This is a genomic window from Arthrobacter sp. KBS0703, from assembly GCF_002008315.2.
Classification (GTDB): domain Bacteria; phylum Actinomycetota; class Actinomycetes; order Actinomycetales; family Micrococcaceae; genus Arthrobacter.
This window is the reverse complement of sequence record NZ_MVDG02000001.1, coordinates 330212-342736: the sequence shown is the minus strand read 5'-3', so window position 1 is coordinate 342736 and position 12525 is coordinate 330212. Positions and strand designations below refer to the sequence as shown.

Below are 12525 nucleotides of genomic sequence, written 5' to 3'. Positions count from 1 at the left end.
TGAGCCAGCTCACGTAGAACGTTGCGCCCGCAATGCGCCGGTCAGGCGCTCAGTTCCGTTTCCATCCGTTCAAGATCGGCGACGACGGCGGCCCGCTTGGGCGAGCGCGGCGGCAGCAGCTTGAGGGCGGTCAGCCGGACGCCGACGTCGTCCCTCGCCTCGGGCAGTTCCGCATACTTGAGCAGCGACTCCGCGCTGCCGTCCGTCAGGACGGCCTCGCGCAGCAGCGCGGACACGCGGTCGCGAAGCTCCACGATGCCCGGCGCTTCGGACCGGGGGAGCACAGCCCCGCGGTAGATCTCGAGGGCGATCCTGTGTGCGCCGCGCTGGAGGCAGTTCAGCACCTGGCCGCTGTCCGGCAGGAGGTCCATGGTCAGCTTGTACGGACGGGACTCCGGGACCGCCGCAGGGCTGAGCTGCTGGAGGATCTTGCGGAGCCGCACCATCTCGGCGCGCAGTGTGATGCTGGAGCCGTCGCCCGGATAGAGCAGCGTGCTGAGCTCCTCGGCGCTGAGGCCGTTGGGGTGGGTGCTCAGCAGGGCCAGGATTTCGCTGTGCCGTGCCGACAGTGCCACGGTCCGGCCCTCGATGCTGAGCAGGGCCTGGTCCCGGCCCAGCAGTTGCAGGCTGTTGCGGTACAGGCTGCCTTCCGGCGCAGACCCGGGCTTGGCAGCGGAGCCGGGGCTCCGCCGTCGTGCGGGCGCCTTCGCCTGGGCAGCCGCCAGCTGGAGCCGTTCGACGCGCAGCTGCGCCTGCGCCGCGGCCACGGTGGCTTCCACGAGGGACAGCGTGTGGGGCGCCACTGCCGATTCCGTGCCGGTGATGTCCACGACGCCCAGCAGTGCACCCGAATCCGGGTCCTGGAACGGGACGGCCGTGCAGCTCCACGGGTGGACGGAACGTTTGTAGTGCTCGGCACCGGAGATCTGGATGCCTCTGCCGAGTGCGAGCGCGGTTCCGGGGGCGCTGGTTCCCACCTTGGCCTCGGACCAGTCCGCGCCGGGCACGAACATCATGCCCTCCGCGCGGCGCTGCATCACGGGGTCGCCTTCCACCCACAGCAGCCGGCCCACTTCATCGCCGACGGCAACCAACAGGCCGCTGTCGTGGCTGGGCTGGATGAGGAGCTTGTGGATCACGGGCATGATGGTGGCAAGGGGGTGCTGGCGGCGGTAGTCCTCCAGCTCTTCCCGGTCCATGGCCAGTGGCGCCTCGGGGACGTCCGGGTTGGCCTGCAACCTGACCGAGCGCTGCCAGGATTCGCGGATTAGGCGGCGGAGTCCGGGAATCTCCTGTGTCTGCGGAAAAGCGTGGTTCTCCGGCATGCCCGGTTGGCGTTCCAGTTGCCCGTCCAGGTATTCGTGGCCTGCCAGGGCACGCCGCTGGATTAGCTCCGTGGCCTCGCCGCCGGACATTGCCGGCTGGATCAGGTTCTTCATCGAACTCCCGTATGACACACTGCTCGCACCTGCCGCCGCCTTCTGGCGGGGCTGCCCGGCGCTTCCCGTCAGGGGGCGCGCTCCATCAAAGGAACACGTCATGTCAAGCCAGTCTAGCCTCGCCCGGACTCGCCCGTCACGCCCCGCCGGAGCCGGACGGCGCTATTGAGCCGCCACCGGGGTGCTCAGCTCAACGAAGGTGCCGTCGGGGCAGCGGAGGTAGGACACCGTCTGGCCCCACGGCCTGGCGGAGGGTTCGAACAGGGGTACAGCGCCGGCGTCGACCGCCCGCCGGAAGTCCTCCTCCACCGATTCGGTGAGCAGCGCGACCTCGAAGCTCATGTCCGTGGCGCGGCCTGGGCGGAGGCCCCGCGGGAGGTGGGACTGGCCGGCGTCGTACGACGCGAACGCGAGTGTGGCGCTGCCGGTCTCCACTTCCCCGTAGTTCGTGCCGTAGCTGATCTGCGTTGGCAGCCCGAAGGCTTTGGAGGAATGTGACATGGACCAGGATGAGCTGCTCGCCCGGGGGTTCGAGGCGCACCGTGGACATCTGCGCTCGGTGGCGTACCGGATGCTGGGCTCCCCAGCGAAGCGGACGACGCCGTCCAGGAGTCCTGGCTGTGGCTCAGCCGTGCGGACACGACCGGCGTCGAGAACCTGCGCGGCTGGCTGACCACGGTGGTGGGACGGGTGTGCCTGGACATGCTGCGGATGCGCCGCGCCTGCCAGATGTGTATAAGAGACAGCCGCCATTGCCGGCCGCTCCCCCCGCCGCGGTGCGGCAGCTCGCCAGCCGCGCCCGCCGCCGGGTCCCGGGGCTGAGGCTCAGGGCTCCGGGGTTTCAGGGGCACCGCCCGACGCCGCGGCCGCCGGCTTCGGCACCGAGGGCGCGGACGGGGCGCACGCGGTGGCGGTCACGTTCTCCGGCCGTGCGCAGGGCCGTGGAACTGGCGCTCATCGACGGCGTCGCCGGTGCCGTGTGTGGGGCGCCCGGCGGCCAGCCGCGCGTCGTGTTCGGCTTCACCCTGGCGGGCGGACGGATCGCGCGGATCGATATCCTGGCGGATCCCGGCGTGCTTAGCGGGCTGGACCTGGAGTTTGTGGACCGGTAGGAAGCGCGAACGCGTCAGCCGCGGGAGATCTCGATCATTTCCTCGCGCGGGACAACCTTGATGCGTTCACGCACGACGCCGTCGGACGCCGCTGATTCCGACCACGCCGCGCCGAGGGCTGCTTCGTGCGCGTTCAGCCTGTTCCAGCCCTCCCACGTGGTGTATTCGATGCCGCGTTCTTCCAGCAGGTCGATGATCGCCTGCGGGTCGGGGTTCTTGGCCGGCGGCAGCGTCAGCCGGTCCTCCAGGAGGAAGCCGATGGTTTCCAGGGCATCGCCCTTGGTGTGACCGATGAGGCCCACCGGGCCGCGCTTGATCCAGCCGGTCGCATAGATGCCGGGAACGGGGTTGCCTTCGGCGTCCAGGACACGGCCGCCCTCGTTGGGGATGACGCCGCGCCTGGCGTCGTACTCCAGCTCATCCAGCGCGGAGCCGTGGTAGCCGATGGCCCGGTACACGGCCTGCACCGGGTAGTCGACGAACTCCCCCGTGCCCTTGACGTTTCCGGTGCCGTCGAGCTGCATGCGCTCGAACTTGATGCCGGAAACCTTGCCGGACCCGCCGTCGTCGTAGATCTCCACCGGGCTGTGCAGGAAGTGCAGGTGCAGGCGGCGCGAAGACGGTTCCTCAGCCTCGGCGTGCTCCTCCACGAGCCAGTTGGTCATGGTGTTCACCATGGTCTTGGTCTGGTTGTTGCTGCGGATCGCGTCATCGGAGGCCTCGTCGAACTCGAAGTCCTCGGGATAGAGCACGATGTCGACGTCCTTGGCGTGGCTGAGTTCCCGCAGCTCCAGCGGCGTGAACTTGACCTGGGCCGGGCCGCGGCGGCCGAACACGTGGACGTCCGTCACGGGCGAGTTCTTCAGGCCCTGGTAGACGTTGTCCGGGATCTCGGTGACCAGGAGTTCCTCGGCGTGCTTGACCAGCATGCGCGCGACGTCCAGCGCCACGTTGCCGTTTCCGATCACGGCGATTTCCTTGGCGTCCAGCGGCCAGTCACGCGGGACGTCCGGGTGGCCGTCGTACCAGGACACGAAGTCCGCGCCGCCGAACGAGCCTTCAAGCTCCACCCCCGGGATGTCCAGGTCGGCGTCCTTGATGGCCCCCGTGGAGAAAATCACGGCGTCGTAGAAGGAACGGAAGTCGTGCAGCGTGAGGTCCCGGCCGTAGGTGACGTTGCCCAGGAAACGGATGTCGCCGCGGTCCAGCACCTTGTGGAGCGCGTTGACGATGCCCTTGATGCGGGGATGGTCCGGGGCCACGCCGTAGCGGATCAGGCCGTAGGGCGCGGGGTAGGCCTCGAAAAGGTCGATGCTGACCTCAAAGTCCCCGTCCTTCACCTCGTTGGACTTGGTCAGGATGTCCGCAGCGTAGACACCGGCGGGTCCGGCGCCGACGATCGCAACGCGGAGTGGCCGTTTGGCGGCGGATTCAGCTGAGTTGGACACCGGGAGCCCTTCTGGAACGGGAGACTGCGCCCGATCAACGGGGCGCACAGTTGTCAATTCTAATTGTCCGCCGCATTCCGCGGTGAACCCGTGACGCGGGGCGTCAGCAGGGCGTCAGTGGGGTGGGGCGTCAGGGCAGGGCGTCAGCCACCGCCGCCGCGCAGGGCCACCACCTCGCCCTCGCGGTACAGCAGGGCGCGCAGTTCCGACTCCACCGACTCCAGCCTCTTGGGGTCGATGGTTTCGCCGGACGAGAAGTGGTCCAGCAACCGGGGGTCGACGTAGCTCTTCCGCGCGATCGACGGCGTGTTCCCCAGCACGGCGGCCGCGTCCTGTATGGCGGTGCTGATGACGCCCTTCCGTGCCGCCACGGTCTTCTGCGGACCGCCCTGCGCCAGGCCGACCGCCGCTGCGGCAGTGCCCCGCAGCGTCCTGAAGTCCTTCGCGGTAAAGTCGGAGCCCGTGCGTTCCTTCACGTAGCCGTTGATGTCGGCGCTGGTCAGCGGATGCCAGGTCCGCCCGTCCTTGTACGCCAGCAGCCGCGCGTTGCCGCCGCGCCTCTTGAGGACCCGGACCAGGGCGGCCAGGTCCTCGTCGACGATTTCGGACTCCCAGGTCTTGCCGCTCTTGGCCGGAAAACTGAGCTTCAGGCGGTCCTTGCGGACGTGGACGTGGGCGCAAAGCAGGGTGGCCAGGCCGTGGCTGCCGTTTTCGTTGGTGTAGCGCTCGGAGCCGACACGCAGCGATCCGCTGTCCAGCATCCTGAAGGCGGCCGCCAGGACACGTTGCCGGGTGACGCCGTCGCTCCTGAGATCCATGGTGACGAGCCGGCGCGCCGCCGGCAGGGACTCCGCGAGCTGGAGCGCACGGTCGAATTTCACCCGGTCTTTACGCTCCCGCCACTCGGGATGGTAGATGTACTGGCGCCGCCCCACGGCATCCAGCCCCGTGGCCTGGATGTGGCCGTTCTCAAACGGCGCAATCCACACGTCCGTCCAGGCCGGCGGAATGCCGATGCTTTCGAGGCGGTCCCGCACGGGCCCGGGCGGCAACGTGCTGCCGTCGAGGTCGCGGTAGCTGAAGCCGGTTCCGGCCGCCACCCTGCGGTATCCGCGGCCGGTCGCGTTGCTGTGGCGGAGCCTCATCGGGCCGAATCCCGCCGGTGCATCATGCTCATAATGGCAAGCCTACTGACTATTTCGGCGCTGTAGGCAAACACGGTTCCGCGGAAGCGGAATACCTGCCGCCCGGGTGGTGTTATTGGTCTTGTGCCTACCCCCAACGGATCCGTGTCCTCCGCTGTCCCCGCTGCCGCCCGTCCCGGTGCAGCACCGTCCGGCGTGGTCCGCCCCGGCAGTGCCGCTTCCGGCAGTGGCCAGGCCGGTAAGCCAGGCGGCCTGAAGTCCGTGGACAAAGAGACGACGGCGGGTGTCCTGTTCGGCATCGGCGCTTACGGGCTGTGGGGCCTGCTTCCCCTGTACTTCTACGTGCTCCAGCCGGCAAGCGCCGTCGAAATCGTGGCAAACCGGGTGGTCTGGTCCCTGCTCTTCTGCACGCTGCTGATCACGGTCACGCGGACCTGGCGGGTCCTGGGTGCGGCGTTCCGGAACCGGTCCGTGCTCCTTACCCTGGCGATCGCGGCCGGGCTGATCGCCGTCAACTGGCTGACGTACACCTACGGCGTGACCACCGGGCAGGCCGTGGAAGCCTCACTCGGCTATTTCATCAACCCCCTCGTGTCCGTCCTGCTCGGCGTGTTCGTGCTCAAGGAGACGCTCCGCCCCCTGCAGTGGGCCGCCGTCGTCATCGGTTTTATTGCCGTGATTGTGTTGACGTTTTCCGACGGCAAGCTGCCGTGGATCGCCCTCACGCTGGCCGTCAGCTTCGGGCTGTACGGGTTCGTCAAGAAGCGGGTGGGGCCGCGGGTCGATGCGATCACCAGCCTCACGGTGGAGACGATCGTCCTCGCTCCGCTGGCGGCCGCCACCATGATCTTCCTGGCGGTCAGCGGCAGCGCCTCGCTGGCGAGCCACGGCGCCGGGCACTTCTGGCTGCTCGTCTCGTCCGGCGTCATCACCGCGGTGCCGCTGCTGTTCTTCGGTGCGTCCGCACGCCGGCTGCCCATGACCACCATCGGACTGCTGCAGTACTTCGCACCGGTGCTGCAGTTCATCGTTGCCCTGGCGGTGTTCCACGAGGCCATGACCCTGGACCGGTGGATCGGGTTCGGCGTCGTGTGGCTGGCGCTGCTCGTGCTCACCGTGGACATGCTGGCCGTCGCGCGGAAGAACTCCGTGGCGAAGAAGCAGTCCCTGCGGGCAGCGCGAGCGAACACCTAAGCCCTCGCCGCACCCGCCCTGCTCAAACACCTAAGCCCCGCCGCACCCGCCCTGCTTCGGCCCCTCACCGACCCACCCCAGCGCGAACCAGCACTTAATGCCCTGTTTTCCGCCGTTTGAGGGCGTTATCTGCTGGTTCGCGCTCTGGGTGGGCTCAGAGTTCGTGGGCTGGGCCGACCCGCTCGTAATCCCGCGGGACAACCACCATGGGCACCGGCAGGGCACGCAGCACCTTGTTGGCCGTGCTGCCCAGGAACATGCGGTTCTTCTGGGCCAGGCGCGAGGAGCCCACGATCAGGACCTCGCCCTCGTCCCATTCCAGGCCGTCAATGGCTTCCTCGATGGTGCGGCCGTGGGCCACGATCACGCTGGCGCCATGGCCCCCGGGCAGCTTTCCGGCGGCGTCGGCCAGCACGGTGTTGGCATGGATGTGTGCGGCATTGACGGCCTCGCCGGCATCGCCCGCGGCGTCCAGTTCCACGAGGGAGACCAGGCGAAGGGGAACGCCGCGCCTCTTTGCCGAATCGATGGCAACGTCAATCGCGGCGTCGGCCCCGGCGCGCCGGCCAACAGCCAGGGTCAGCCGGGTCACCGGCGCTTTCCGCTGGTACCCCCGGGGCGCCAGGGCCACCGGAACGGGCGAGGCGTGCAACAGGGCGTTGGCCACGCTGCCCACCGAGTACCGCTTGAACAGGCCGTTGCTGGCCGCGCCCACCACGATCAGCCCGGCCTTGAACTCCACCGCGGCATCAATGAGCCCGCCGGCAGAGGACTCCCCTTCCCGGACATGGAAGTTGACCTCGAGCCCCTCGGGAACCTGGCCGAGCCCCTGCCGTTCGGCCGTCTGCACCTCCTGCTCGGCGGCGCTCGGGGCGCCCTTCTTCACGGCATAGACAAGGTCCAGCTGTGCTCCCTGGGCCATCGCCATGGATGAGGCCAGGGCGACGGCGTCCGCGCCGCGCTCGGTGGGTGTGTAGCCGACTACGTATCGCATGCGAAACCCCTCTTTGGGTCGGGGCAGGCGGCAGCGCCGCCCGGATTCCCGGCGTCGCTGCCCGGCCTGCGTTCTCTGGTGCAGTGGTGGGACTGACTCTACCCGCGGAAACGACGGCGGGCCGGGCACCTGTGAAAGTGCCCGGCCCGCTGGTGTGCACAGCTCAGTCCGCACAGCCCGGCGCAAACCGGCAGATAATGCCCTGTTCGGCGCCTGCTGAGGGCGTTATCTGCTCGTTCGCGCTTCTGTCTGGCAGCGCTTCAGTCTGGCAGTGACTACGCGTTGGCCTTGATGGCCGCGGCCAGTACGTCGAGGCCGTCCGTCAGGAGCTCGTCGCTGATGACCAGCGGGGGCAGCAGGCGGATGACGTTGCCGTAGGTGCCGCAGGTCAGGATGATGACGCCTTCCTTGAGGCAGGCGGCCGCCACGGCCTTGGTGAGCTCCGGGTTGGGCTCCTTGGACCCGGCCTGGACCAGCTCGATGGCCAGCATCGCGCCGCGGCCGCGGATGTCGCCGATCACGGAGCCGTCGGTGCCGCCGGGAAGCTCGCCGGCAAGCTCGCGGAGGCGGCCCAGCGCCAGTTCCTCGATGTGCTTCGCCCGGGCGTTGAGGTTGTATTCCTTCATCGATCCGATGGACGCCAGCGCCGCGGCGCACGCCACCGGGTTGCCGCCGTAGGTTCCGCCGAGGCCGCCCGGGTGGACGGCGTCGAGCAGGTCGGCCCGGCCGGTGATCGCGGACAGCGGCATGCCGCCGGCGATCCCCTTGGCCATGGTGATGATGTCCGGGACAACACCTTCGTGATTCACGGCGAACCACTCGCCGGTGCGGCAGAAGCCGGACTGGACCTCGTCCGCGATGAAGACGATGCCCTTTTCCTTGGCCCACGCGGCGATTGCCGGCAGGAAGCCGTCGGCCGGGACGATGAAGCCGCCCTCGCCCTGGATCGGTTCGATGATGATCGCGGCGACCGAATCGCCGCCGATCTGCTTCTCGATCATGGTGATGGCGCGCTTGGCGGCCTCCGCACCCGTGATCGAGGGGTTTTCCTCGCGGTACGGGTAGCTCATGGGCATGCGGTAGACCTCGGGGGCGAACGGGCCGAAGTTGGTCTTGTACGGCATGGCCTTGGCGGTCAGCGCCATGGTCAGGTTGGTGCGGCCGTGGTACGCGTGGTCAAACGCGACGACGGCGTCCCGTCCCGTTGCGAGCCGCGCCACCTTGACGGCGTTTTCCACGGCCTCCGCACCGGAGTTGAAGAGGACGGTGCGCTTCTCGTGGTCGCCCGGGGTGAGGCGGTTCAGCTGCTCGGCGACCGCGACGTAGCCTTCGTACGGCGTGACCATGAAGCAGGTGTGGGTGAAGTGCTCCACCGCCTCCTTCACGGCGCCGACGACGGCGGGATCGGACGCGCCGACGCTCGTCACGGCGATGCCCGAGCCGAGGTCGATGAAGGAGTTGCCGTCGACGTCGTGGATGATGCCGCCGTCGGCGTCCGCGACGTACACCGGAACGCTGGAGGCGACACCGGCGGCAACCACTGCCTTGCGGCGTTCGGTCAGTGCCACGGACTTGGGGCCCGGGAAGTCGGCCTGGACGCGCCGCTTCTGCTCGAGACGGTAGGTGATTTCGCTTGCGGTGGTGGTCATGGGAATGCCTTTCTGGTGGGTGCCGGTCCGGGTCTCGACTAGCTCGACCACCGGGTGCTCTTGTTGCGTGGGGGCGGTCTCGACAGGCTCGACCACCGGAGTTGTTGGGCGACGCAGTTATGCGTCCAGCGCGCTCATGACGTGCTTGATGCGTGTGTAGTCCTCGACGCCGTACATGGAGAGGTCCTTGCCGTAGCCGGACTGCTTGAACCCGCCATGGGGCATCTCGGCGGTGAGCAGGATGTGGGTGTTGATCCAGACCGCGCCGAAGTCGAGGTCCCGGCTGAGCCGCATGGCCGTGCCGTGGTCGGATGTCCAGACGCTGGACGCCAGGGCGTAGTCGACGTCGTTGGCCAGCTCCACGGCTTCCTGCTCCGTGCTGAACTTCTGCACGGTGATGACCGGGCCGAAGGTTTCCTTCTGCACGATGTCATCGGTCTGCTTGGCGCCGGTGATGATGGTGGGCTCGAAGAAGAAGCCCTTGTCGCCGGCGCGGTGGCCGCCGGTCTCGATCCGGCAGTTCTCCGGCAGGTGCTCCACCACGGACGTGACCGCCTTGAAGTGGTTGACGTTGTTCAGCGGGCCGAAGTAGTTGTCTTCGTCGTTCTGCGAACCGGTGTGCAGGGTCTTGGTGTGCTCCACCATGGCTGCCACCACGTCGTCGTGCACCGAGTCCTCGACCAGCACGCGGGTGATGGCGGTGCAGTCCTGGCCGGCGTTGAAGAAGGCGAACTCGGCGATGGCCGCCGCACTCTTCTTGATGTCGGCGTCCTTGAAGACGATGGCCGGGGCCTTGCCACCGAGCTCCAAATGGGCGCGCTTGAGGCCCTTCGCGGCACCGGATGCCACGGCGATGCCGGCGCGGACGGAGCCGGTGATGGACACGAGGCCGGGGACCTTGTGCTCCACCATCATGGAGCCGGTTTCGCCGGTGCCGAGGATGACGTTCAGGACGCCGGCCGGGAAGATGTCCTTGGCCAGCTTTGCCAGCACCAGGGTGGATTCCGGCGTGGTGTCAGAGGGCTTGAGGACCACGGTGTTGCCGGCGGCGAGCGCGGGGCCGATCTTCCAGATGGCCATGAGGAACGGGTAGTTCCACGGTGCCACCTGGGCCACGACGCCGATGGGCTCGCGGCGCACGAAGGAGGTGTGGCCTTCGAAGTACTCGCCGGCCGACTTTCCTTCGAGGATGCGGGCTGCGCCGGCGAAGAAGCGGAGCTGGTCGGCGCCGGCGGCAACTTCCTCGGACGCGATCAGCGAACGGACCTGCCCGGTGTTGCGGTGCTGCGCCTCGACGAGTTCGTCGCTGTTGGCCTCGATGGCGTCCGCAAGCTTGAGGAGCATGAGCTGCCGCTGGCCGGGCGTGGTGTGCTTCCAGGTCTTGAAGGCGTCCTTGGCGGCCGCCATGGCGGCGTCGACATCCTCCGCGACAGAGATGGGCGACTTGGCCACCACTTCACCGTTGGTCGGATTCACGATGTCAAGCAGTCCGGTGCCGGCGGGCGTGACGAATTCGCCGTTGATGAAGTTCTGCAAGGTTTGAACCACGGTGTACAACCTCTTTTCGTACGGAATGATGTGATGCGGCTGCTCCGAGCCTATGCCAGCCCGGCAAGCCGGGGAATAGCCACCTGCACACCCTTGGCCGGAAGCTTTAGTGCGATCGGCCAGCATCCGGCTACCCTTGATGTCATGGCAATTTCCCTGGCGGCGCTGCTCGCCGTGCACTCCCTGGGGCTCAAGAAAGCCGGACTGGCCGAGACCACGTCCCACCAGGACATCCACTGGGTGGCGGTCACCGAGCAGGAGGATCCGCAGCGTTTCCTCAACGGCGGCGAACTGGTGCTCACCACCGGCATGCGGCTGCGCAGCGCCCCGGAGCAGCGGCGCTTCGTCCGGCAGGTCCAGCGCGCCGGCGCGGTGGGGATCGGGTTCGGCGTGGGGCTGACGCACGACGCCGTTCCGCCGGCCCTGATCGCCGAAGCGAACCGCTGGGGCCTGCCCGTTGTTGAAGTCCCGTATGAGACGCCTTTCATCGCCATCGGCAAGCTTGTGGCCGACGCACAGTCGGCCGACCATTACTCGAAGCTGGAGCGGCTCATAGCCGGTCACCAGATCCTGGCCCGGGCCCTCCTCACCGGCGGCGGCCTGGCCGATCTCCTCCGGCATCTGGGCGGAATGCTGCGTACGGACATTGTCCTGACCCAGTTCACGGCCCAGCTCTATAACAGCACCGCCGAGGCGCCGTCGGCGGATTCCTGGGCGTCGTATCCGATTCCCACCGGCCGCCGGGACGCGTGCACGCTCTGGGTGAAGCAGCCGTTCGAGGATTCGGGCATCGTGGGATACGCCCAGAACCTGATCAGCGTGGAGCTCAACAACATGGTGAAGCAGCGCCAGGCCGAGCGGGCACTCTGCGGCCAGGTGCTGGAGGACGTGATTCACGGAAAGCTGGACCCGAGCGAGGCCACCCGCCGGCTCGCCGGAACGGGCATCAACAGCACCCGCAAGAACGTGGTGATCCTGGCAGGCTCCGAGGCGCACCACAAGCAGCTGGTTACCTCATCGCTGCCGCGGGCCTTCGAAAAGGCGGTGACCGCCGTCGTCGGGAAGGACCTGATTACGGTGATTCCCGACGACGGCCGCGGCGCCACGGCGCTGGCCAAGAGCCTCAGCGACCACCTGGCCGAGGCCGGCATTCACGCGACGATCGGGATCGGCGGCGCCTACACGAAACCCAACGGGCTGCGCTGGAGCTACTTCGAGGCGCGCGACGCCGCGAGCCACGGGCTCCCTGTCAACGAGCCCGAACGGCTCAGCCTGACGTCCCTGCTGCTCGCGAGCGAGGACGTGCCGCTCGCGGACATGGCCAACGAATCGCTGACTCCCCTCCGGACCTTCGATGCCGCCCACGGCGCCGAGCTGATGGCCACGCTGGAGAGCTACCTGAACAACAACGGCTCGGTGGCGGCCGTGGCCGAGGCCCTCACGCTGCACAGGAACACGGTCCGGTACCGGCTCGCGCAGATCACCGAACTCACCGGCTACGACCCCTCGGTTACCGCCGACCGCGTTCAGCTGTGGCTGGCGCTGGCCGTCGCGCGGCTCGGGGCCAGGCACGCCTGACGCCCCGCGTTCCGATCCGCCAGCCCACTGCAACGCGGGGTCACTTTGCGCCCAATCCGGGGGCCACATTGGGCGTAAAGTGACCCCGCGTTGCGGCTATTTGACGCCGCGCTTCAGGAGCCTGCCGGCCTTCCTGCGCGCCTTGCGGTACTTGGATTCTGCTGCGGCGGCGATGCGTTCCTCCCGCTCCAGCAGCGAGTTGTAGGCCAAGGCCACGGGCTCCGGAAGGTCCGTGGCCGAGCCGAGCTTTCCGAGCACGTCCCGGGCGATGACGCTGTCGTGGTGATCGCCCAGGATTTTCTGCTGCTTGTGCGCCGCCTTGGCGAGCTTCGCGGCACGCTTGCCATAGACCGGTTCCACAGATTCTGCGGCGTGCCGGACCCGCTTGGCGTCCTTGCGCACCTGTCTCTTATACACA

Annotated in this window: 11 protein-coding genes; 4 read left to right on the top strand and 7 right to left on the bottom strand. The window is 68.1% G+C overall.

Translation table 11 applies throughout. From position 1 onward, the window contains the following. Positions 1–41: 41 nt before the first annotated feature. Positions 42–1439, bottom strand: a complete 1398-nt coding sequence (locus B1A87_RS01590; protein ID WP_078029277.1) for a helix-turn-helix domain-containing protein — start codon at positions 1437–1439, stop codon at positions 42–44. A 618-nt stretch (positions 1440–2057) separates the two neighbouring features. Here B1A87_RS01590 and B1A87_RS23490 point away from each other — a divergent pair. Together B1A87_RS23490 and B1A87_RS23240 are read left to right on the top strand one after the other, a co-directional pair. Further along, positions 2058–2261, top strand: a complete 204-nt coding sequence (locus tag B1A87_RS23490; protein WP_260681015.1) for a hypothetical protein — start codon at positions 2058–2060, stop codon at positions 2259–2261. Between the two features lie 107 nt (positions 2262–2368). After that, positions 2369–2551, top strand: a complete 183-nt coding sequence (locus B1A87_RS23240; protein WP_221937547.1) for a hypothetical protein — start codon at positions 2369–2371, stop codon at positions 2549–2551. Between the two features lie 14 nt (positions 2552–2565). On the opposite strand, the gene B1A87_RS01575 is transcribed toward B1A87_RS23240, so the two are convergent. Together B1A87_RS01575 and B1A87_RS01570 are read right to left on the bottom strand one after the other, a co-directional pair. Beyond that, a complete protein-coding gene (locus tag B1A87_RS01575) occupies positions 2566–3999 on the bottom strand; it encodes an FAD-dependent oxidoreductase (protein ID WP_078029280.1) in 1434 nt (477 codons plus the stop codon). 143 nt (positions 4000–4142) lie between these two features. Further along, positions 4143–5144, bottom strand: coding sequence for a DNA topoisomerase IB (locus B1A87_RS01570; protein WP_078029281.1), 1002 nt, complete (start codon positions 5142–5144; stop codon positions 4143–4145). Positions 5145–5288: 144 nt separating this feature from the next. Between B1A87_RS01570 and rarD the strand changes: the two genes are divergently transcribed. Further along, entirely contained in the window at positions 5289–6338 is a 1050-nt protein-coding gene (gene rarD, locus B1A87_RS01565) for an EamA family transporter RarD (RefSeq protein ID WP_395940211.1), read from the top strand. A gap of 154 nt (positions 6339–6492) precedes the next feature. Here the strand turns inward: rarD and B1A87_RS01560 are convergent, their stop codons facing one another. From B1A87_RS01560 to B1A87_RS01550, 3 genes are all read right to left on the bottom strand, one after another. Further along, positions 6493–7332, bottom strand: a complete 840-nt coding sequence (locus tag B1A87_RS01560; RefSeq protein ID WP_078029283.1) for a universal stress protein — start codon at positions 7330–7332, stop codon at positions 6493–6495. 275 nt (positions 7333–7607) lie between these two features. Then, complete coding sequence (gabT, locus tag B1A87_RS01555) at positions 7608–8981, bottom strand: 4-aminobutyrate--2-oxoglutarate transaminase (protein WP_078029284.1); 1374 nt, start codon at positions 8979–8981, stop codon at positions 7608–7610. Between the two features lie 117 nt (positions 8982–9098). After that, positions 9099–10529 (bottom strand): gamma-aminobutyraldehyde dehydrogenase, encoded by a 1431-nt coding sequence (locus B1A87_RS01550; protein WP_078029296.1) that lies wholly within the window; start codon positions 10527–10529, stop codon positions 9099–9101. 144 nt (positions 10530–10673) lie between these two features. Here B1A87_RS01550 and B1A87_RS01545 point away from each other — a divergent pair, with 144 nt between their 5' ends. Then, positions 10674–12107 carry a PucR family transcriptional regulator gene (locus tag B1A87_RS01545; RefSeq protein WP_078029297.1) on the top strand — a complete coding sequence of 478 codons (1434 nt, stop codon included), beginning with the start codon at positions 10674–10676 and terminating at the stop codon, positions 12105–12107. A gap of 96 nt (positions 12108–12203) precedes the next feature. Here the strand turns inward: B1A87_RS01545 and B1A87_RS24515 are convergent, their stop codons facing one another. Then, entirely contained in the window at positions 12204–12524 is a 321-nt protein-coding gene (locus B1A87_RS24515; protein ID WP_313902435.1) for a CHAD domain-containing protein, read from the bottom strand. Position 12525 lies beyond the last annotated feature (1 nt).